Raw genomic sequence first — 20,588 nt, 5'->3', positions numbered from 1 at the left:
AGTGCTGTTGCGGCGGCATGGCGGCTTCTCCATATCGGCCAGTCCCCCCGGCCCGTTGCGCAGGCCGGGGGGCGGCGACGTTTAGTTCTTGGCCTTGGGCATTTGCGAAACCAGGGACAGGTTGATGTCCAGGCCCTCCACCTGGAAGTGCGGCACGATGAACAGCTTGACCTTGAAGAAGCCGGGGTTGTCATCGATGTCTTCGACGATGACCTGGGCGTCGCGCAGCGGGTGCGAGGCTTGCAGCTCGTCGCTGGGGTCGGTCATTTCGGTGACCAGCAGCTTGATCCAGGTGTTGAGCTCCAGTTCCAGCAGCCGGCGGTCCTTGGTGGCGCCGATGTTCTCGCGCTGGATCAGCTTCAGGTAGTGCGCCAGCCGCGACAGCAGGAAGATGTACGGCAGCCGCGCGTTGATGCGGCTGTTGGCGCTGGCCTCCTTGGTGTCGTACAGCGCCGGCTTTTGCGTGGAATTGGCGGAGAAGAAGCAGGCGTAGTCGCGGTTCTTGTAGAAGGACAGCGGGACGAAGCCCAGGTTGGCGAATTCGAATTCGCGGGTTTCCGGAATCAGCACTTCGGTGGGGATTTTCACCTGGTTGCCTATGCCCAGGTCGTACAGGTGAATGGGCAGGTCTTCCACCAGGCCGCCGGCCTGCGGGCCGCGCACTTGCACGCACCAGCCGTTGCCGATGAAGCTGCGCACCATATTGGCGGCAAAGGCGAAGGCGGCGTTGGCCCACAGGTAGCGCTGGTGGTCCGGGCCCTTGACGTTTTCGGCGTAGTTGAAGCTGCGCACCGGCACGGTGTCGGGTCCATAGGGCAGGCGCGCCAGGAAGCGCGGCAAGGTCAGTCCGATGTAGCGGGCGTCGTCGCTGTTGCGGAAGCTGCGCCATTTGATGTATTCCGCGCGGTCGAAGTAGTTGGCCACGTCCTGGATGGCGGCCACTTCATCCATGCTTTGCTTGCCGAAGAAGGCCGGCCCCACCGAGCCGATGAAGGGCATGTGGGCGGCGGCGGCCACCTTGGCGATGTCGCGCAGCAGCGCGATGTCCTGCGGGCCGCGGTCGAATTCGTAATTGGAGATGATGGCGCCTATGGGTTCGCCGCCTGGGGTGTCGTATTCCTGGATGTAGGTGTGCTGGTAGAGGCCGCTCTGGATCACTTCCGGCGCGTCGTCGAAGTCGTTGCGCAGGTCTTCCTTGCTGACGTCCAGCACTTCGATCTTGACGTTCTTGCGGAAGTCGGTGCGATCCACCAGGAAGCGCAGTCCGCGCCAGCAGGACTCTATTTGCTGGAAGGCGGGGGCGTGCATCACCGCGTCCAGCTGGCGGCTGATCTGCGCGTCGATGTTGGCGATGTGGAAGTCCAGCAGGCTTTTGTCCAGTCGGTCCACTTTTTGCGAGGATTCCTGGATCATTTTCAGGAAGACGTTGACCGCCACCGCGATGCGTTCGTCCAGCGGCGCGTCCGACATCACTTCGGCGGTCTGATAGGCCTCGATGGGCTGGGTGCTGGCCACCGGCGCCAGGTTGATTTTGGCGCATAGCGATTCGTAAACGCTGGCCGGCGATTCCAGCACGATGGTGTCGTCAGCTTGCTGTTGCTTTTTGGTAGACATGGTGAGGACTCCTGGCTTAGTGGGCGGCTTGGCTGAGCGGGATGATGCGTTCCAGTTCGCTGCGCAAATTGGCGGACAGCGCGTCGTCGCGCAGGATTTTTTCCAGCTCGCGACGGAAGGAGGCGTTGTCGAGCAGATTGGCCTTGAGGTCGCGCAGCAGGTTGCGCATTGCCAGCAGCGCGCGCAGTTCCGGGATTTGCGCCGCTACCTGTTCCGGGTGGAAGTCCTTCATCGCCTTGAAATCCAGGTCCACCGCCATTTCAGAGCCGTCGCCGGCCAACGTGTTTTCCACCACCAGCTTGGCTCTAGGCTTGAGCTCGGCCAGCACGGCGTCGAAGTTGTTCTTGTCGATCGACACCTTTTCCCGTTCCGCCAGCGGCCGATGTTCCTGGCCATGGCTGTAGTCCCCCGCCACCAGCAGTTTCAGTGGGAGTTCGACTTTCTTCTGCGCTCCACCGGTATGCAGATCCAGTTTGATGTTGACCCGCGCGGCGGGCACTTCGTTTTGAAAGCTTTCGGCCATGGTGTTTTCCTCAGTTGCGATCAAGATTGCAGCGCGCCCATTTTCCCTGCTGGATAAATGGGCGAGGTTGCGTGTTTGCCGCGTTTTCACACGTTGCTGGCGGCGATATGGGCTATGTCGGCGTGACTGTTTTCTCCTGGTTTTAGGTCAATGTGGCTGCTGTATTTTCTTTCTGCCTAAATTTATCTATCGCTGTTGATCGATTTTTTAATTAGCTTTCAATGTTAACCATATTGTGTTGTTTGATGCAATATTGTTTTTTTGTTGACATAAAATATTGTTTTTGGCCTAGAATGTTTGAGATTTTTCCGTGAAGCGCCATGTATATTTTTTTTGTCATTTTTATTTTTTAATGTTTTCCTATTTGTTTTTTTGTTTAATTAATGAATTGGGTTTTTATTTTTTTTGGCGTTTTGTCGGACGGTTTTAAGGCTGGGTAGCTTGCGCTGACTCTGCTTCGCTTGGTGTCAGCCGCTCCTGAATTAGAGCTTGCTCACGAGGTTATCTCCATGAGGATTTTTCGTCCGATGTGGCTGGAGGGGGCTTTATTGTCTCCTCAGCACTTTCAGCAGCAGTCATTGTGGTTTTCTCATTTGGCAGCCTCGTTTGGGCGTTTGGCCCAGCCCTATTTTTGGGGCTGCTGGGAAGTGGATTGGGATGAGGCGGCCTTGAGCCTTGGCAAGCTGAAGCTGGAGCGTTTACGCCTGGTCCTGCCGGATGGCGCTGTTGTCGATTGTGTCGAAGTGGATCAATTGCCGCCGGCCAGGGAGCTGCTGGTAGCGGCGGAAACGCAGAGCCTGATGGTGTCGTTGGGCCTGCCGTTGTGGGATGCCGGCGGCGGCAATTGCGAACGGAGTAGCGAAACGCCATCGCGGCCGCGACGACAGCGCTGCGAATACCGGGAAGTGAACGATTTATATGATGGCCCGCCAGCGGAGTTGGCCGTGGAGCGCGGCAATTTGCGCCTGCTGCTGGAGTTCGAGGAGCAGGCGGATTATGTCTGCTGCCCATTGCTGCGCCTAAGCCGCGATGGTCAGGGGCGCTGGACGCGGGACGAAGCGTTCTGGCCGCCGTCCCTGCGGCTAGATAGTGTCCCCGGTTTGCTGGACCTGGCCGGGCGGGTCGAGGAGATGCTGCTGGCGCGCAGCCGCCAGTTGTCTGAGCGCCGGCGCGAGCGTGGACGCGGCATGGTGGATTTTTCGGTGTCGGACGCCGGCTTGTTCTGGTTCCTGCATTGCGTGAACAGCGCCTGGCCGGTGCTGGCGCATTTGCGCGGGACGCCGGCCAGTCATCCGGAGGCCCTGCACCGCGCGCTGGCGCAGCTGTGCGGCATGTTGAGCACATTCTCGCTGCAGCAGGATCTGGCGGATATCCCGGCCTATAGGCATGAAGATGCCCGGCCCGGCTTTTTGCAGCTGGAAGACCGGATCAGGACGAGCCTGGAGCAGGTGATTCCCTCGCAGGTGGTGCTTGTGCCCTTGGCCAAGGGCACGTCGTCGACGTGGCATGGAACGCTGGCGGACTCCAGGCTGGCAGAGCAGGGCGGCTTTTATCTGTCGGTACGGGCGGATATGCCGCCGGCGCAGCTATTGGAGCGCTTTCCCGCCGTGTGCAAGATCGGCGCGCCGGAGGAGGTGGAGGCCCTGCTCAGTACGGCATCCAGCGGCGTGCCCTTGAGCGTGCCGGCACGTTTGCCGGCCGCTTTACCGGTACGCATGGAAAACCTGTACTTCGTCTTGGACGCTGCGCATCCGGCATTCAAACGCATGCTGGATGTGCAGGCATGCTCCTGCTATGTGCCCGCGTCCTTGCCGGGCGTGGCGCTTGAACTCTTTGTGGTGCTGCAATCATGAACAAACCATTTCCGCCGGAGATTTTGGCCCGAGGCCTTAGGGACACGGCGCTGACAGCGTCGATGCTGGCCGACAAGGATGCGCCCGAGCATGTGGAGGACTGGCGCGAGCATGCGGCCGGTCTGGTGCACACGTTGCGAGAAGACCTGCGCCAGGCTGGCGCAGGCGAGGCTTTGATCGCCAGCGTCAGTTACGCGCAATGCGCGTTGTTGGACGAGGCGGCGCTGCGCCGGCTGCAGGGCGACCAGCGCGCGGCATGGGCGCGGGAGCCCTTGCAGGTGCGGTTTTTCAATAGTTACCAGGCGGGCGAGGCTTTGCTGCAGCAGATGCGCGAGCACTTGGCACAGCCTGGCGCGCCCGCGGCGCTGAGCTGGTGCTATGCGATGACGCTGGCGCTGGGTTTCCGCGGCGGCGAGGACGAAGCCGCCTGCCAGTCCTTGCTGGGGCGCTTGAGCGCGGGATTGGAGGCGCCACCGCCATTGCCGGCGGGCGAGTTTGACGGCCAGGTCGCGCTGATGCGCGGCAATGCTTCCCGCTACCTGCGGCGCGTGGCCTTGCCGTTGGCGGCGGCGGTGGCGGGCCTGGCGGCCTTGTTCTTTGCCTATGCGGTCTTGCATGGTTGGCTGGGCGCCGCCGATGCGGCGCTGGCGTTGGCATGAGGGAGCGAGCGATGCGGACGCGGGCGCATTCTTTCTGCTTGTGGGGCTTGTCGCTGGCGGCGGCTTCGTGGTGGCTGACGTTCATGACGCCTTGGAGCGGAGGGCTGCGCCTGGGCGCGGTGCTGCTTGCGGTGGCTGTCTGGCTGGCCTGGATCGGATGGCGGCTGCGGCGGTCCAGTGGCGGGCAGACGGAGCGGGAGCCGGTGTTGCCGGGCCTGCTGGAACTGCCGCAGGGCTGGCGCGGCGATCGTGTCACGGTGGTGGAGCTGGAAAGCCGGCGCGGCGCCTACGTGGCGGCGGAGGATGGCGTGCTGCGGGTGATGGTGCCCACGCCGGCGCTGCTGGAGCGGGTGATGTCCGAACTGGTGGCCTGGCGGCGGGGCGTTCCGCCCAATGCGCTGGCCTTGCGGGTGGAGGCGGCGGCCGAGTGTGGCGAATCGGCCTGGCTGGGCCGTTTGCAAGCTTGGCGGCAGGCGATTGCCGACGCGGAGGCGCGCTTGGGGTGTCGCTTGCCGCTGTATTTATTGGTGAGATTTCCCGCGCCGAGGCGTTGCGCCGGCATCAATGGGACCTTGGGCGTAGTGCTGAAAGGCGCGCCGTGTTCCAGCCTGCGCCAATGGCGCGAGCGGCTGGATGAGTGGCGCAAGCAACTGGAGTTGCAAGCGTCGGGCTTGGGCGATGGAGAGGGACGGGCTCGCTTCGATTTGCGGCAGCGCGCCGGCGCGGTGGGGGGCTGGCTGGCTTCTCAGGCGTTGCCTGCCTTGCTGCAAGGCGCCACGCCGTTGCCCGCCCCCGGCTTGCAAGGCATCGCCCTGCTGCCGGCGCAGGGCGGCGATGCTGCGCTGTCGCCGTGGGGGCGCGCCCGGCAGGCCTTGAGCGGCTTGGCGGTACGACCGCTAAGCGCTGGCGGCGGGGAAGAGGGTGGGCTGCCCGGCAGTTGGCTATTTGGCCTGGAGCGCGGCCCGCGTTTGTCCGCCGGCTGGAAACTGGTCTTGAATCTTTGGCTGCTGGCCTGCTTGACGGCGATGGCGGCGCTGGCCGCTTCGGCCTGGTCCAATCGCCAATTGCTGGAACGGCTGGCGGCCGATGTCGCGCGTTATCGATCGCTGCCCGCGGAGCGGGATGCGGAGCGCCGCCAGGCTTTGCTGGTGCTGGAGAGGGATGCGCGCGAATTGCAGAGCCATGCCGATCTTGGCGTGCCACTGCGCTTGGGCTTCGGTTTTTATCGGGCGCGGCCCTGGCATCAGCGCATCGCCAGGCTGATTGCAGAGTATCGGCCTCCGCAGGCGGCGCCGGTTTCGGTGTCGCTGGACAGCTTGTCCTTGTTTGATAGCGGCAAGGCCGCGCTGCGCCCGGACGCGGCGGCTTCTCTGGAGCCGGTGCTGGCCGCCTTGCGCCAGCACGCTGACCGCAATGTGTTGGTGGCCGGGCATACCGATAGCGTGGGACGTGCTGACGCGAATCAGCGCTTGTCGCTGGAGCGCGCCGCCGCGGTGCGCGATTGGCTGGTGCAAGTGTCTGGATTGCCGCTGAGCCGCTTCGCGATCCAGGGTTATGGCGCAACTCGGCCGCTGGCGAGCAATGACGATGCCGAGGGCCGGGCCAGGAACCGGCGCGTGGAGATTACCTTGCTGCCATTCCCTCCCGTGAAGTAAGGGTTGGGGGCGAGGAGGCTTCCCGGTTGCAGTCCGGGGTTTTTGTGAAACTTAAATTATTAAGTTGATTCATTGGGAGAACGAGCGATGGCAATTCCCGCGTATATGTGGCTGAAGGATGACGGCGGCGCCGATATCAAGGGGTCGGTAACGGTGCAAGGTCGCGAGAACAGTGTGGAGGTGGTGGAGTTCGATCATGCAGTGCGCATTCCCACCGATGGCAATACCGGCAAGCTGACTGGCACCCGGGTGCATGAGGCGCTGACCCTGGTCAAGGAGTTTGATGCTTCATCGCCGTATTTGTACAAGGCGGTGACCAGCGGGCAGACGCTGAAGGAGGTGGAGTTCAAGTGGTATCAGATCGATGACGCCGGCAGCGAGCAGGAGTATTTCAATATCAAGCTGGACAACGTCAAGGTCGTGTCGGTGGCCCCCAAGATGTACAACATCAAGGATCCGGATCGGGAGCGTTACAACCATCTGGAAGAGGTGGAAATGCGCTACGAAAAGATTACCTGGGCCTATAAGGACGGCAACATCATCCACTCCGACAGCTGGATTGAAAACCGTTAGCGCCGCCATGCGCGGCAAGCGCTGGGCTGGTTTAGGCGCGTGGCCGGCTTAGCGTTTCGCGGTTGACGGAGGAGGTTTACGGCACTTTTGTGATGCCGGCCATTTTGGCCGGCATGCGCTTTTTTGGGAAAAGACGGACATGACTCTCGATTCTGTTCATTTGCTGCGGAGGCTGAACGAGCACTGCGCCCATGCGCTGGAGGCGGCGGCCGGCTTGTGCCAGACGCGCGCGCACGCGGAGATCACGGTTGAGCACTGGCTGGTCAAGTTGCTGGAGCAGGGCGATGGCGATCTGGCCGTCTTGCTGCGGCATTACGAGATCGACGTGGATGAGGTGTGGCAGGGCTTGCTGGCCGCGCTGGAGCGCTTGCCGCGTAATATGCGCGGCAAGCCCGGGCTGTCGCGCGGGTTGCAGGAGCTGCTGCAGGCGGCCTGGCTGATCGCTTCGCTGGATTTTGGCGGCTTGCGGATACGCTCGGCGCATTTGTATCTGGCCTTGCTGGCGGCGCCGGAGCGTTTGTCTTGTCGGCAGGCTTGGCCCTTGTTCAGCCTGTCCGCGGCGCAGCTTCGCGCGCGCTGGGCATGGCTGGAGCAGGTGTCGGCGGAATCCGAGGCGCGGAGCGGCCCGGACGAGCTGTCTTCGCCGGCGGAGGCTGGACGGGAGGCGGAAACGGCGCTTGGCGAGTTGCCGGAGGTCTTGACCCGGTTCGCCGGCGATTTGACCGCCAAGGCACGTCAGGGCTTGATCGATCCGCTGCAGGGCCGCGACAAGGAGATGCGGCAGATGGTGGATGTTCTGCTGCGCCGTCGGAAGAACAATCCCATCCTGGTGGGCGAGCCTGGGGTGGGCAAGACGGCGCTGGCGGAGGGGCTGGCCTTGGCCATCGCTTCCGGCGAGGTGCTGCAGGCATTGCGCCAAGTGCGGCTGCTGGCGTTGGACATTGGCCTATTGCAGGCGGGCGCGGGCGTCAAAGGCGAGTTCGAGCAGCGGCTGAAACTGGTGATCGAGGCGGTGCGCACGTCCGAGCAGCCTATTCTGCTGTTTATCGATGAGGCGCATGTGCTGGTGGGCGCGGGTAATGCAGCCGGCGGCAGCGACGCGGCGAATTTGCTGAAGCCGGCGCTGGCGCGTGGCGAATTGCGGACGATAGCCGCTACCACTTGGTCGGAGTACAAGCAGTATTTCGAGCAGGACGCGGCGCTGGAGCGGCGGTTCCAGATGGTGAAGGTGGAAGAGCCGGACGATGCCGCCGCCTGTCTGATGTTGCGCGGCCTGAAGTCGCGCTATGCCGAGCATCACGGGGTGGCGATCCGCGATGAGGCGATCACGGCGGCGGTGAGTTTGTCGCGGCGCTATCTGGCCGGCCGGCAGTTGCCGGACAAGGCGGTGGATTTGATCGACACCGCGGCGGCGCGAGCGCGGCTGAGTCTGGAAGGCGGCGCGGTGGAGTTGCAGCTTGTGCAGGCGCGGGTGTCGGCGCTGGACAGCGAGAGGGAGGCCTTGTTGGATGAGGCTAGGCTTGGCGTCGGCGACACGCGGCTTGAGGCGCGCCTGCAGGCGGTCGACACCGAGCTGGCCGAGACGCGGCTTGAAGCCGAGGTGTTGCAAGGGCGTTATCAACAGGAACGGCTGAGCGCGGAGTCCTTGCGCCAGCAGTGCCGGGAGCGGGGCGAACAGCCGGGCGGCGCGGCGCGGCTGGCGCAGGCGCGCGCCGAGCTGGCGGCACTGCAGGGGGAGCGCCGCTTGGCGGTTGCGGAGGTGGATGCGGCCTTGGTGGCGGAAGTGATCGCCGATTGGACCGGGGTGCCGGTGGGCAGGCTGCTGGCCGACGACGCGGCGAACCTGCTGGGCCTGGCTGCTTCTTTGCGGGAACGGGTGCGCGGGCAGGAGGGCGCGGTGGCTGAGATCGCACAGTCCTTGCTGGCGGCCAAGTCCGGCCTGGAGCCCAGCCGCGGCCCGCTGGGGGTGTTTCTGCTGACCGGACCGTCCGGCGTGGGTAAGACCGAGACCGGACTGGCGCTGGCCGATTTATTGTTTGGCGGCGAACAGGCGCTGCTGACCATCAATCTGTCCGAATATCAGGAAGCGCACACGGTGTCGCAGTTGAAAGGTTCGCCGCCGGGTTATGTCGGCTATGGCCAAGGCGGGGTGCTGACCGAGGCGGTGCGGCGGCGGCCGTATAGCGTGATTCTGCTGGACGAGGCGGAGAAGGCGCACCGGGATGTGCTGAACCTGTTTTACCAGGCGTTCGACCGCGGCTTCATGCGGGATGGCGAGGGTCGTGAGATCGATTTTCGCAATACGCTGTTTCTGCTGACGTCGAATCTGGGCAGCGAGCTGTTGCTGGAGCAGGACGCGGAGCCGGAGCGAGAGGCGTGGCTGGATGCGCTGCGGTCATTATTGCTGGCCCATTTTCAGGCGCCGCTGCTGGCGCGGATGCAGGTGGTGCCCTATGGGCTGTTGTCGGCGTCCGCGCTGGCGGAAATCGCGCAATTGAAACTGACGGCGTTGGCCGCGCATCTGAAGGCGTCGCAAGGCATGGTGCTGGAGGCGGGGGCGGACTGTGCGCGGGCGTTGGCCTGCGCCTGCGGTCGGCGCGACAACGGCGCGCGCGGCCTGGACCATCTGGTGCGGCAGCAGTTGTTGCCGGAGATGGCGGCGCAGTGTCTGCAATGGCGGCTGGAGCACGGCGGGATGCCGGCGAGAATCACGCTGGCGACCGGGAGCGGCGGTGAGCTGGAGATGGCATTGTCTTGAAGGCGGACCGAAGGTCCTTGCTTGGCCACGTCATTTTTCAGCGCTGGTGAATATCACCTTCCATGTTTTTTGCAGCTGGGAAAGCGGGTTGATACAATTCAATCCGCTTTTTCTATTATGAATAGAATAAAAGTCGTGCTGTAATGGAAAACGCAGCGATCCGAAAAATCACAAAGACAGGACTTGACGCATGTTCGTCGGAATCGGCTACCTCATTATTCTGGGCTCCGTGCTGGGGGGATTCGTCGCTGCGGGGGGGCATCTCGCCGCGTTGATGCAGCCGCTGGAGGTGGTGATGATCGCCGGCGCCGCGCTCGGCGCCTTCGTGGTGGCCAACGGCGGCGCGCCGTTGAAGGCGACCATGAAAGCCTTCCCCACCGTGTTCAAGGGCTCGCCTTACGGCAAGGCCTTCTACATGGAACTGTTCTCGCTGCTGTTCGAGATTCTGACCAAGGTGCGCAAGGAAGGCCTGATGTCCATCGAGGCCGATGTCGAGAACCCGGAAGCCAGCCCTGTCTTTTCCAAATACACCACGGTCTTGCATGACCATCACGTGGTGGAATTCATCTGCGACTATCTGCGCCTGATGGTGGGCGGCAACCTCAACGCCTTCGAAATCGAGAACCTGATGGATGTGGAAATCGAAACCCACCATCACGAGGGCGAGGTGCCGGTCAACGCGGTCAAGGGCCTGGCCGACGGTCTGCCGGCCTTCGGTATCGTGGCGGCGGTGATGGGGGTGGTGCATACCATGGAGTCGGTGGGCGCGCCGCCGTCGGAACTGGGCATGCTGATCGCCCACGCGCTGGTGGGCACCTTCCTCGGTATCTTGCTGGCTTACGGCTTTGTCGGCCCGCTGGCCACCATTCTCGAGCACAAGCTGGGTGACGGCACCCGGGTCTACCAAACCATCAAGGTCACCATCCTGGCCAGCCTCAACGGCTATGCGCCGCAAGTGGCGGTGGAATTCGGCCGCAAGGTGCTGGCTTCGCATGATCGTCCGTCCTTCAAGGAACTGGAAGACCATGTGAAACAGGCCAAGAAATAAGCGACGGGGACATCATGGCTGACGAATCGCAACGGCCCATCATCGTCAAACGCATCAAGAAGGGCGGCCACGGCCACCATGGCGGCGCCTGGAAAATCGCCTATGCCGACTTCGTGACCGCGATGATGGCGTTCTTCCTGTTGATGTGGCTGCTGGGCTCGGCCTCGCAGGGCACGCTCAACGGCATCGCCGAGTACTTCAAGACGCCGCTGAAGGTGGCGCTGTCCGGCGGCGCCGGCGCCGGCGACGCCACTTCGGTGATCAAGGGCGGCGGCAATGATTTGACCAAGCAGACCGGCCAGGTCAACAAATCCGGCTCGCCGCAAGATGAGATCATGCGCAAGCAGCGTGAGCAAGCGTCGATGGAGCAGTTGCAGAACAAGATTCAGAGCACGGTGGATCACAGCGAACTGCTCAAGGAATACAAGAACCAGCTCAAGCTGGAAATCACGCCGGATGGCTTGAAGATACAGATCGTCGATGAGCAGAACCGCTCGATGTTCGATTCCGGCAGTTCGCGCATGCTGCCGCATACCCGCGTGCTGCTGCAGCAGCTGGCCAAGGAGTTGAACATGATGCCGAACAAGATCAGCATCTCCGGCCATACCGATGCCAAGCCCTTTGGCAGCGGCCAGGGCGGCTACAGCAACTGGGAGTTGTCCGCCGACCGTGCCAACGCGGCGCGGCGCGAACTGGTGGCCGGCGGCTTGCAGGACAACAAGGTGCTGCGCGTGGTGGGCCTGGCCTCGGCCAATCCGCTGGTCAAGACCAATGTGTTCAGCCCGGAAAACCGCCGTATCGCCATCGTGGTGCTGAACAAGGAAGCGGAAAGCAATATCCTCAACGACGGCTATAAGCCGCAGATGAATCAGGAAGTCATCGGCGGTCCGACCGAGGGCGAAGCCGAACCGGCCGCCACGCCGGCGGAAGCTCCGGCCAAATGAAGCGGGAGGCTTGGGCTTGCTGAGCCGGCTGCGCCATCTCGGCTTGCAGTTGCTGGTGGCGGTTGTGGCCATGTATTTCGTCGCGCCGGCGGCGCAGCCGCTGGGCTGGGCGATATTGCAGGGCTTGTGCGCGGCGGCCTTGGCCATTTTCATGCGTCTGCCCGGTTGGCAGCGTTTATTGCACGGCCTGTTCGTGCCGGCGCTGGCGCTGATGCAGCAGGCGGCCTTGCCGTCCTGGGTGTATTTGCTGGGCCTGGCGCTGACCTTCGCGCTGGGCCGCAACGCGGTGCTGGAACGCGTGCCCTTGTACCGATCGTCGGCGCAGGCCGCGGAACGGCTGGCAGGCCTGCTGCCGGAGCGCGCGGCGCTGCTGGAGGCCGGTTGCGGCGATGGCAGGCTGGCGGTGCGGCTGAACCGGTTGCGGCCGGATTTGCGGGTGAGGGCGCTGGAAAACGCTTGGGGCAGCTGGGCGCTGGCGCGCGCGCGCTGGTGGCTGGAGCAGCGTCCGCAAGGGGTGGAGTTCGCCTGCGGCAGTTTCTGGCGCGAGCCTTGGGGCGGTTATGATGCGGTATACGTGTTTCTGTCCCCGGAGCCGATGGCGCGCGTCTGGCGCAAGTTCCTGGCCGAAGGCCGGCCAGGCAGCCTGCTGGTCAGCAATACCTTCGCCGTTCCCGATGTAGAACCCGATGAACGCATCCCGCTGGGAGGCGCTTTGCAAACCGAACTACTGATCTGGCGCCACCCACATGGAGCTTGCTAACTGGATCAAGTCCATCGCCGAACGGCGCTGGCCGATTCTGCCCGATACGTTGGGCGAGCTGAAAGATATTTGCGCTCGCCACAGCGACCTGATCAATTTCACTGATCTTGCCAATCTTTGCCTGTCCGACCCCTTCCTGCTGCTGGATCTGGCGCGGGTGGTCGGCGGTTCGCGCGCGTTGCAGCGTAATGAAAGCATTCCCTCGGTGGAGCAGACACTGCTGCTGATGGGGCTGGAAGCGGTGACCAACCGCTTTGGCCGCGTCGCCGCGTTGGAGGCGGAGCCGGGCAAGCTGGACGAGGAGGTGTTGGAAGCGGTGGGCGACTGGCTGGGGCGCTCGCGCGTGGCGGCCTTGCTGGTCAAGGAGTGGCTGTCCCTGATGGGCGATCACAAGGTGGAGGACTGTTTCGTCGCCGCCTTGCTGTACAATCTGCCCGCCTGCCTGTTCATGATGCAGCGCAATCAGCTGCCCTATCGCCCGCTGCTGCAGGAAGTGTCGGATACCTTCCAGTGCGATTACGCTCAGGTGCTGGAGCAATTCATCAAGCTGATGCCGCTGCCGGTGGGGCTGAACGCTCTGCTGGGGCCGGGCAGCCCGACCAAGCGCCGCCAGCTGCTGCGCCTGGCGATGGCCACCGCCAACTCCTTGGAGCAGGGCTGCTGGCGCAGTACTTGGCAGGTGGGCGTGGACGCCGCGGCCAAGTTGATAGGCTGCGCGCCGCAGCTGGCCTACCAGGCGGTGGTGCACGCGGCGCTGTCGGTGGCGCGCCATCCGCGGGCGGTGGGCTATAGGTATCCGGTGCGCAGCCTGTTGATGCTGGAGGGGGAGTACAAGCGGCCCTCGTTGCAGAAAACCGCGGCGCTGAGCGATGCCGAGCAGATGGAGAAGGCGATACGCGAATCCATCCGCCACCTGGCCAATGATCTCAAGTTCGAGCGCGTGCTGTATTACCGTTACGATCAGGACGCGCATGCGCTCAAGCTGCGCTATCAACTAGGCTTGAGCGAGGGCCATCCGCTGCGCAAGCTGCCTTTGGCGCTGGAGCCGGGCTCCTTCTTCGCGCTGTTGACCAGCAAGGCGCAGAGCTTCCACGCGCCGGCCTCGGTGCGCCAGCAACTGGAGCGGCGCTATGAGGATCTGTTTTTCGAACAGATCGGGGATAGTGAGTTCGCCCTGATCACTCTGTTTGTCGGGCATGCATTGTCCGGCGTGTTCTATGTCGACAACGGCCATAGCGGCCAGGTGATCGACGAGGACAGTTATCACCGATTCAAGGATTTAGTGGCGCGCCTGACCATGCTGCCGCAATAGCACACATGTCGTACATCAGCAAAATCATCACCTCGGCGCATAACGACGAGATCAAGCAATTGGCGCGCCTGGCGCAAAATCCGCGCGAGCGCCGCAAGCAGCAACTGATGCTGTTGGAAGGCATCCACCTGACCGAGTCCTGCCTGGAGGCCGGCATCGTTCCTGAGCGGGTGTATCTGAACGAGGCGGCGCAGGCGCATGCGGAGGTGGGCGCGCTGCTGCGGCGGCTGCATGCGCCGACCACGGTGGTCACGGTGCCGGAAGCGGTGCTGGCCAAGGCCACCGCGCTGGCCAGCGCCGGGGAGCTGCTGGCCTTGTGCCCGCGGCCGCAGCCACGGCCCAGCCCAGCCGCCGCGCCGCGGGTAATGCTGGAGGACATCCAGGACCCGGGCAATCTCGGCACCATTCTGCGCTGCGCCGCGGCGGCCGGGGTCCGCGAGGTGATGTTGTCCAAGGGCTGCGTCGATGTCTATTCCCCCAAGGTGCTACGCGCCGGCATGGGCGCGCACTTCGCGCTGAATATCCATGAACAGGTCGATCTGTGCGCCGAGCTGGCGGGTTATGAGGGCCGCAAGCTGGTCACTCACCTGGAAGGATCGACTTCCTTGTACACACAGGATTTGCGCGGGCCGGTGGCCTTTGTTTTCGGCAACGAGGGCGCCGGCGTCAGCGCGGAGGCGCTGGCGCTGGCCGACGCGCGGGTGCGGATCCCGATGCCCGGGCATGCCGAATCGCTGAATGTGGCGATGGCGGCGACGGTGTGTTTGTTTGAGCGGGTGAGGCAGTTGGAATTAGGCTCATCCTGAGCATTGTGAACGTGTTTACGCTCTCGTGGGCTAGGGCGAGACAAGGCCTGCTCTCCGTGTAGCGCCCCTCCAGGCGCAGCAGATCGTAAACAGGTTCTGAGAACGTTGGACTAGGGGGAAGATATGACCAGGTTCGCGCTGGCGGAGCGCATCCTGCCCAACTATCAGTTTGTCGAGACGCATTCCCGCATTTTGGCGGCGGATGAGGCCTCGGTGCTGGACGCGGTGCAGCGCGTCGCGCCGGCGGACGACCCATGGGCGCGGCGTTTCATGGCGTTGCGCGAGCTGCCAGGCCGCTTGAGCGGCGCCTTGCCGGGCAATCGCCCGCCATTTGGCATGCACAGCTTCACGCCGCTGGCGCGTGACGGTGACAGTGAGCTGACGCTGGGCCTGGTGGGCGAGTTCTGGCGCGCCGATTTCGGCTTGCGCGAGATCGGTGGCCTGGATGATTTTGTCGCCTTTCGCGAGCCGGGAGTCGTGCGGCTATTGCTGAGCTTTCATTGCGAAGCGGTCGACCGCGGCACGCGGCTTTCCACGCAGACCCGGGTGCATTGTCCGGATGCCGCTTCTCGTCTGCGCTTCGCTCCGTACTGGTATCTGATTCGGCCGGTCAGCGGCCTGATCCGTCGGCGCATGCTGCGTCAGGTGGAGCAAGCGCTGCGCAGCGCCGCGGCATGATTTGATAGCGTCCGATTTTTATTTTTGTCGAATTGCTTTATCATGCTTTCCGGATATTGAATCGGCAAGTTTAAGAACAGGACAATGGCACGCATGACTGAAGCTGCGCTCGACCCTTCCCAGTCCCGCTACGGCGGGATTTCTTCTATTCTGCGCCAGCATTGGGCCACCATCGGCCTGGTGCTCGCCAATCTGATCGTTTATGTCTGGATGGGCGCTAGCGGCGTTTCCTGGACCGAGCCCGACCCCGAACAATTGGTGGAGTGGGGCGCCAACCTGGCGCCGTTCACCTTGAGCGGTGACAGCTGGCGCCTGTTCAGCAGCATGTTCGTGCATGGCGGCGCGGTGCATCTGCTGCTCAATATGTATATGTTGCTGCTGATCGGTCCCTTGGCGCAGAAACGCTTCGGCGGCATCGGCTTCCTGGCGATTTATCTCGCCACCGGTCTGGCTGCTGGTTTGACCAGCGCCTGGTGGCATGGCACCCATCCTGTGACCAATCTGCTGATGCAGAGCAGCATCCGCCTGGTGGCCAGCGTGGGCGCATCCGGCGCCTTGATGGGCCTGGCCGGCGCTCTGTGCGTGGCCGGCCTCAGCGACGCCGACATGGGCGGTTCGCGGGGCAAGGCCTTGGCGCAAGTGGTGTTGCTGAACCTGGGCATGGGCTTCATGGTGTCCGGCGTGGACCAGGCCTGCCATATCGGCGGTCTTCTGACGGGCTTGCCGCTGGGGGCGCTGGGCTGGCTGAACTTGCGCCCGCTGCGGCGGCATGTGATGTTCGCCGCCTTGGCTGGCGCGGCCGTGGCCGGAGCGCAGCCGGCGAGCCGGGCGCTGGGCTCCGATGAACTGAGTGAAATGGCGGTCAAGATACGTCAGCAGCGGCAGGAGGAATTGGAGCAGGCGCGGCTGGAGGCGGAGAAAGCCCAGCGCGTGGAGTTGGCGCGCAGCGAGCGGGCGGCGCGGCCCAAGCCGGTGAGCAAGGAGCAGGCGGCCGGCGTGGAGATTCCGCTGAGTCTGAGCGGGGTGTACGGTTCTGCGGTATTGAGCGCGGACGGCGCCCGCCTGTATCTGGCCGACACCGAGCAAAACAGCCTGGAGGTGGTGGATCTGCGGCAGCAGCGGCTGGAGCGCAGCATAGCCGGCCCCAAACTGCCGGTGCCCAAGAACGCCATTTGCGGCCAGAATCTGTGCCGCGGCATCGGCGCGTGGTCGGTGGCGCTGAGTCCGGACGAACGCTGGGCCTTGGTGCCGGGGATGGCGAACGACGCGGTGGCCTTGGTGGATTTGCGGACGGGCGGCATCGTTCACCGTTTCGCCACCGGCAGATTGCCGAGTCAGGCGCTGTTCAGCCGCGATGGTCAGCGCGCCTATGTGATCAATGCCGGCGACAATACCTTGAGCACTCTGGACTTGGCGCAGCGCCGTGTCATCGGCCAGCCCGTGCGCTTGGGCGAGCCCAGCCAGGAAGTGGGCGCGCGCTTCAACAGGCCGTTGCTGCGCCTGAACGCCGCCGGCGACAAGCTGCTGTTGAGCGATGCGCGCCTGGATACGCTGCAGCTATTGGACCTGCGCTCGATGCAGCCTAGCGGCAAGCCGCTGACCTTGCCCTCGGACGCGCTGGATGACTGGGCGGCGGATCCGGCCGGCAATCTGTGGTGGCCGACGCGCGGCAATGTGATGTGGCAGTATCAAGGCGAGCCGCTGGCGGCGCGCCAGGCCTGGCTGCATTGTGAGGCCGAGGGTTGGCAGAAGCTGGCGGCGAGCGCGGACGGCGCCTGGCTGGCCAGCTACAAGGACAGCGGCGGCGTGATCCGCTTGTTGAGCCGCCGCAGCCTGAGCACGGTCGGCGTGTTCCCGGTGGATTCCATACCGCGTCGGCTCTTGTTCAGCCGTGATGGCAAGACCTTGCTGAGCGTGCATGAACATGGAGTGACTCTGTTCGCCTTGGACAAGAGCATGGATGCGGCGGCCTATGTCGCCGAGAATGAAGAGGCGTATTGCAATGTGCGCACGCCGCAGCAGATGGCCGCCGCGAAAGAGCGCCTGCGGCAGTCCGGCTGGCCCATGCTGCCTTGACGCGCAGGCCCGCTACTCCAGCGGGATGTAGACTTCGCCGCGCATCAGCGGCCTGGCGGTGCGGGTCATCACCACTTCGCTGATGTTCCAGCCGTATTCGACGGAGTGTCCCAGTACCGCTTCCACGGTTTGCTTGCCGCTGGCGTGGCTGAAGCTCAGCGGCATGCCGCGCACCGGCGCGCCGGCCATTTGTTGCGGCAGCGTGCCTTCCGTGGCGCAGGCGCAGGCCAGCGCGATGGCGCCGGTGCCGGTGAAGGCATGGTGCAAAGAGCGGCTGGAGGTCATGATGCGCGCGTTGATCTGGCAATCGTCGTCCCGGCTTTCCGACACCAGGCTGATCCGCGGCGTGCCCGGCCGTTCGCGCCGGGCGGCGAAGATGTCGGGCGCCAGGCCCATGACCACGGCGGCGATTTCGCGCGCCCATTCCAGCCGGTGGCGGGTGTTGTCCGGCAGCGCCGCCATGTCTTCGTCGCCCTTGAGGCCGAAATCGCGCGCGCGCACGAATACCGTGGGATTGCCGGCATCCACCAGCGTGGCTTCAAGATGGCTGCCATCCGGCAGCGCCAGTTCGTCTATCAATCTGCCGGTGGGAAACAGCTCGCCGGAGCTGCCGCCAGCCGGGTCGAGGAAGCGCAGCCGGATCGGCGCGCCGGGGAAGGCTACGCCGTCGATGTGGTAGTCTCCCTGCCAGACCGGCTGGCCGTGCATGATTTCCAGTTCGGCGACGATGCGCTTGCCGACATTGGCCTGCCAGATGCCGATGGCGGCGACGCCGTCGCGTGGTTCCACCAGCTTTTCCATCACCGCGAACAGCGGCACCGCGGCGCTGAGATTGCCGCAGTTGCCGGACCAATCGATCATCGCGTCTTCAATCGACACATGGCCGAACAGGCAATCGACATCGCAATCGTCGCGCCGCGACGGGCTGAGTATCATCACCTTGCTGGTGCTGGCCCGGCCGGTGCCCAGGCCGTCGATCTGCTTGCCGTGCGGGTCCGGGCTGCCTATCGCGCGCAACAACATGCGTTCCCAGGTGGAGGTGTCCTCCGGCAGCGCGTCGGAGCGGATGAACAGACCCTTGCTGGTGCCTCCGCGCATCAGCGTGGACGGCAGACGGTAGATCGAAGCCATGTCAGTGCGTCTCCAGTTGCTCCTTGCGGCTGGCGATGGCGCGGGTCCGGGCGCGATCTATCGCTTCCGGCAGCGTGCGCTTGTCTTCCCACTGGCGGGCGATGCCGCCGGCGTCCACCGCCAGCGCCGCGTCCAGCAGCGCGGACAGGTAGTCCGCCTGCGGATAGGGCCGGTCGTGGAAACCCAGGCGTCCGCGCGCGTCCGCGCGGCAGGCGTCCAGCATCAGCAAGAAGCGTTCCGGTCGCCGCAAGGCGTCGGTTTGTTTGAACAATCTCAATATTGTGCTTGGCTTCAATTCGAAAGCACAGTGTACTTTGGTATGGCTCAATAGCGTGATGCGCGCCAGGTCGCGGCAGTCTGCCGGCACCCGCAAGCGCTGGCACAGCGCCAGCAGCGGCGCTTCGCCGGCGGCCTCGTGGCCGATGTGGCGCGGCAGCACGTCCGCCGGCGTCAGCGCCTTGCCCAGGTCGTGGGTCAGCGCGGCGAAGCGCGCCGCCAGCGGCAGGCCTTGCTCGGCGGCGCAGTCCAGCACCCGCATCACGTGGTCGCCGGTGTCGATTTCCGGGTGATGGTCGGCGCGCTGCGGCACGCCGAACAGCGCGTCCAGTTCCGGCAGCACGCGGGCGAGCGCGCCGCAGGCGCGCAGCGCCAGGAACATGCGCGATGGCTTATCCTCCATCAGGCCCTTGGCCAGTTCCTGCCACACTCGCTCCGCCACCAGCGCGTCGGCTTCGCCGGCTTCTACCATTTGCCGCATCAGCGCCATGGTGTCCTCGGCCACGCTGAAGCCGAAGCGGGCGGCGAAGCGCGCCAGCCGCAGGATGCGCACCGGGTCTTCGGCGAAGGCGGGGCTGACGTGGCGCAGGACGCCGGCCTCGAGGTCACGTCGGCCGTGGTAGGGGTCGATCAGGCTGCCGTCCGCCGCCTCGGCGATGGCGTTGATGGTCAGGTCGCGCCGGGCCAGGTCCTGTTCCAGCGTCACGTCCGGCGCGGCGTAGACGGCGAAGCCGTGGTAGCCCTTGCCGGTTTTGCGCTCGGTGCGCGCCAGCGCGTATTCCTCATGGGTGTCCGGGTGCAGGAACACCGGAAAGTCCTTGCCCACCGGCTTATAGCCCAGCGCCAGCATTTCTTGCGGGCTGGCGCCCACCACCACCCAGTCGCGGTCTTTCACCGGCAGTTGCAGCAGGCGGTCGCGCACGGCGCCGCCGACGATATAGCATTGCATCTATCCGTTTCCCATTCAGCGCGCGATCTGGCGGCGGTAGGCGGACATTTGCAGATTGAACTCCTCCGCGCCCAGTTGCGCGGGGATCAGCGCTTCCAGCGCCGTGGGGCTGAAGCCCAGCAAGGCGGCGGGGAAGGGCTGGTCACTGACATTGTCCACGCTCAGCGAGCGCACATTGTCGCGGCTGATCAGCGCCGGCCCGGGCAGGCATTCCATCAATGCGGCCTGCAGCATCGCCAGGCTCTGCGGCAGCGCGATCACCGGGCGCGGCTTGCCGATGTGGCGGCCCACCAGGCGCACCAGTTCGGCCAGCGTGTAAACGCGGGGGCCGGCCAGGTCCAGGCTTTGGCCTATGGCGGCGCGGCGAGACAGGCAGGCCGCCACCGCGTGGGCGACATCGCCGGCCCAGATCGGCGCGAAGCGGGTGTCGGCGCCGGCCAAGGGCAGCAACGGTGCTTTGCGCAGCAGGCTGGCGAACATATTGAGGAAGCTGTCGCCGTGGCCGAACACCACCGACGGACGCAAGAGGGTCCACTCCAGACCGCTCTCGCGCACGCGCGCCTCGGCGCGGCCCTTGCTTTGCTGGTACAGGCTGGGGCCGCGTTCGTCGGCGCCCAGCGCGCTGATGTGGATCAGCCGGCGCACGCCCTGTTTGCGGCAGGCCGCGATCACCTTCTCGGTCAATTGCACATGGGCTTTGTCGAACTGCGCGGCGCTGCCATGCAGGATGCCCACCATATTGATCACCGCGTCGTGGCCGGAAACCAGTTGTTCCAGCGCTTCCGGATGGTGGATGTCCGCGTCGACCAACTGCGCGCCGGGCAGCACCAGCAGCGAGGCCTTGGCGCGTTCGCGCCGGCGGGTGGCTATGGTCAGCTGGCAGCCTTGTTCGGTCAGCCGTTCCGCGATATAGCCGCCGATGAAGCCGCTACCGCCGATGATGCAGATGCGTTGATAAGTCATGGGGTCCCTT

At 64.5% G+C, this 20,588-nt stretch carries 17 protein-coding genes; 12 read left to right on the top strand and 5 right to left on the bottom strand.

What is annotated here, in order from left to right; all coding sequences use genetic code 11:
* Positions 1 to 81 precede the first annotated feature (81 nt).
* Positions 82 to 1,614, bottom strand: a complete 1,533-nt coding sequence (gene tssC / locus LQT98_RS09005; protein WP_231462008.1) for a type VI secretion system contractile sheath large subunit — start codon at positions 1,612 to 1,614, stop codon at positions 82 to 84.
* A 16-nt stretch (positions 1,615 to 1,630) separates the two neighbouring features.
* Complete coding sequence (gene tssB, locus LQT98_RS09000) at positions 1,631 to 2,137, bottom strand: type VI secretion system contractile sheath small subunit (RefSeq protein WP_231462007.1); 507 nt, start codon at positions 2,135 to 2,137, stop codon at positions 1,631 to 1,633.
* 509 nt (positions 2,138 to 2,646) lie between these two features.
* Here tssB and tssK point away from each other — a divergent pair.
* The 12 genes from tssK (at position 2,647) to LQT98_RS08940 (ending at position 17,259) form a co-directional block, all read left to right on the top strand.
* Positions 2,647 to 3,990, top strand: coding sequence for a type VI secretion system baseplate subunit TssK (gene tssK, locus LQT98_RS08995; protein ID WP_331282536.1), 1,344 nt, complete (start codon positions 2,647 to 2,649; stop codon positions 3,988 to 3,990).
* A complete protein-coding gene (locus LQT98_RS08990; protein ID WP_231462006.1) occupies positions 3,987 to 4,649 on the top strand; it encodes a DotU/TssL family secretion system protein in 663 nt (220 codons plus the stop codon). The genes tssK and LQT98_RS08990 overlap by 4 nt, the downstream gene beginning before the upstream one ends.
* Before the next feature lie 83 nt (positions 4,650 to 4,732).
* Positions 4,733 to 6,304, top strand: coding sequence for an OmpA family protein (locus LQT98_RS08985; RefSeq protein ID WP_231462005.1), 1,572 nt, complete (start codon positions 4,733 to 4,735; stop codon positions 6,302 to 6,304).
* Positions 6,305 to 6,391: 87 nt separating this feature from the next.
* The gene (locus tag LQT98_RS08980) at positions 6,392 to 6,877 is read left to right on the top strand and encodes an Hcp family type VI secretion system effector (protein WP_107799463.1); all 486 of its coding nucleotides are present in this window, start codon (positions 6,392 to 6,394) and stop codon (positions 6,875 to 6,877) included.
* A 139-nt stretch (positions 6,878 to 7,016) separates the two neighbouring features.
* Positions 7,017 to 9,635, top strand: coding sequence for a type VI secretion system ATPase TssH (gene tssH, locus LQT98_RS08975; protein ID WP_231462004.1), 2,619 nt, complete (start codon positions 7,017 to 7,019; stop codon positions 9,633 to 9,635).
* 190 nt (positions 9,636 to 9,825) lie between these two features.
* The gene (gene motA, locus LQT98_RS08970) at positions 9,826 to 10,683 is read left to right on the top strand and encodes a flagellar motor stator protein MotA (protein WP_048411977.1); all 858 of its coding nucleotides are present in this window, start codon (positions 9,826 to 9,828) and stop codon (positions 10,681 to 10,683) included.
* 14 nt (positions 10,684 to 10,697) lie between these two features.
* A complete protein-coding gene (motB, locus tag LQT98_RS08965) occupies positions 10,698 to 11,627 on the top strand; it encodes a flagellar motor protein MotB (RefSeq protein WP_048411978.1) in 930 nt (309 codons plus the stop codon).
* A gap of 10 nt (positions 11,628 to 11,637) precedes the next feature.
* Positions 11,638 to 12,387, top strand: a complete 750-nt coding sequence (locus LQT98_RS08960; RefSeq protein ID WP_231462003.1) for a class I SAM-dependent methyltransferase — start codon at positions 11,638 to 11,640, stop codon at positions 12,385 to 12,387.
* Positions 12,374 to 13,699: an HDOD domain-containing protein gene (locus tag LQT98_RS08955; RefSeq protein WP_048411979.1), complete on the top strand. Its 1,326-nt coding sequence runs from the start codon at positions 12,374 to 12,376 to the stop codon at positions 13,697 to 13,699. The genes LQT98_RS08960 and LQT98_RS08955 overlap by 14 nt, the downstream gene beginning before the upstream one ends.
* Positions 13,700 to 13,704: 5 nt before the next feature.
* Positions 13,705 to 14,505: a TrmH family RNA methyltransferase gene (locus tag LQT98_RS08950; RefSeq protein ID WP_231462002.1), complete on the top strand. Its 801-nt coding sequence runs from the start codon at positions 13,705 to 13,707 to the stop codon at positions 14,503 to 14,505.
* Positions 14,506 to 14,628: 123 nt separating this feature from the next.
* Complete coding sequence (locus LQT98_RS08945) at positions 14,629 to 15,183, top strand: hypothetical protein (protein WP_231462001.1); 555 nt, start codon at positions 14,629 to 14,631, stop codon at positions 15,181 to 15,183.
* Positions 15,184 to 15,276: 93 nt separating this feature from the next.
* Entirely contained in the window at positions 15,277 to 17,259 is a 1,983-nt protein-coding gene (locus tag LQT98_RS08940; RefSeq protein WP_231462000.1) for a rhomboid family intramembrane serine protease, read from the top strand.
* 12 nt (positions 17,260 to 17,271) lie between these two features.
* Here the strand turns inward: LQT98_RS08940 and LQT98_RS08935 are convergent, their stop codons facing one another.
* The 3 genes from LQT98_RS08935 to LQT98_RS08925 are packed head-to-tail and all read right to left on the bottom strand — an operon-like array spanning position 17,272 to position 20,578.
* A complete protein-coding gene (locus LQT98_RS08935) occupies positions 17,272 to 18,390 on the bottom strand; it encodes a 2-methylaconitate cis-trans isomerase PrpF family protein (RefSeq protein ID WP_048411983.1) in 1,119 nt (372 codons plus the stop codon).
* A gap of 1 nt (position 18,391) precedes the next feature.
* Entirely contained in the window at positions 18,392 to 19,615 is a 1,224-nt protein-coding gene (locus LQT98_RS08930) for a multifunctional CCA addition/repair protein (RefSeq protein ID WP_231461999.1), read from the bottom strand.
* Positions 19,616 to 19,630: 15 nt separating this feature from the next.
* Complete coding sequence (locus LQT98_RS08925) at positions 19,631 to 20,578, bottom strand: complex I NDUFA9 subunit family protein (RefSeq protein WP_231461998.1); 948 nt, start codon at positions 20,576 to 20,578, stop codon at positions 19,631 to 19,633.
* Between the last annotated feature and the right edge of the window lie 10 nt (positions 20,579 to 20,588).

The sequence above is a fragment of the Chromobacterium aquaticum genome, assembly GCF_021129195.1.
In the GTDB taxonomy this organism is placed as follows: domain Bacteria; phylum Pseudomonadota; class Gammaproteobacteria; order Burkholderiales; family Chromobacteriaceae; genus Chromobacterium; species Chromobacterium aquaticum.
Note: the sequence above shows the minus strand (reverse complement) of the source record. Positions and strands in the feature narration are given on the sequence as shown.

Bases quoted from the DNA above. Each gene is read 5' to 3' on its own strand.
- motA (WP_048411977.1), top strand. From the start codon at position 9,826: ATGTTCGTCGGAATCGGCTACCTCATTATTCTGGGCTCCGTGCTGGGG.
- LQT98_RS08935 (WP_048411983.1), bottom strand. From the start codon at position 18,390: ATGGCTTCGATCTACCGTCTGCCGTCCACGCTGATGCGCGGAGGCACC.
- LQT98_RS08925 (WP_231461998.1), bottom strand. From the start codon at position 20,578: ATGACTTATCAACGCATCTGCATCATCGGCGGTAGCGGCTTCATCGGC.
- tssK (WP_331282536.1), top strand. From the start codon at position 2,647: ATGAGGATTTTTCGTCCGATGTGGCTGGAGGGGGCTTTATTGTCTCCT.
- LQT98_RS08945 (WP_231462001.1), top strand. From the start codon at position 14,629: ATGACCAGGTTCGCGCTGGCGGAGCGCATCCTGCCCAACTATCAGTTT.
- tssC (WP_231462008.1), bottom strand. From the start codon at position 1,614: ATGTCTACCAAAAAGCAACAGCAAGCTGACGACACCATCGTGCTGGAA.
- LQT98_RS08990 (WP_231462006.1), top strand. From the start codon at position 3,987: ATGAACAAACCATTTCCGCCGGAGATTTTGGCCCGAGGCCTTAGGGAC.
- LQT98_RS08980 (WP_107799463.1), top strand. From the start codon at position 6,392: ATGGCAATTCCCGCGTATATGTGGCTGAAGGATGACGGCGGCGCCGAT.
- motB (WP_048411978.1), top strand. From the start codon at position 10,698: ATGGCTGACGAATCGCAACGGCCCATCATCGTCAAACGCATCAAGAAG.
- LQT98_RS08950 (WP_231462002.1), top strand. From the start codon at position 13,705: ATGTCGTACATCAGCAAAATCATCACCTCGGCGCATAACGACGAGATC.
- LQT98_RS08940 (WP_231462000.1), top strand. From the start codon at position 15,277: ATGACTGAAGCTGCGCTCGACCCTTCCCAGTCCCGCTACGGCGGGATT.
- LQT98_RS08955 (WP_048411979.1), top strand. From the start codon at position 12,374: ATGGAGCTTGCTAACTGGATCAAGTCCATCGCCGAACGGCGCTGGCCG.
- tssB (WP_231462007.1), bottom strand. From the start codon at position 2,137: ATGGCCGAAAGCTTTCAAAACGAAGTGCCCGCCGCGCGGGTCAACATC.
- tssH (WP_231462004.1), top strand. From the start codon at position 7,017: ATGACTCTCGATTCTGTTCATTTGCTGCGGAGGCTGAACGAGCACTGC.
- LQT98_RS08930 (WP_231461999.1), bottom strand. From the start codon at position 19,615: ATGCAATGCTATATCGTCGGCGGCGCCGTGCGCGACCGCCTGCTGCAA.
- LQT98_RS08985 (WP_231462005.1), top strand. From the start codon at position 4,733: ATGACGCCTTGGAGCGGAGGGCTGCGCCTGGGCGCGGTGCTGCTTGCG.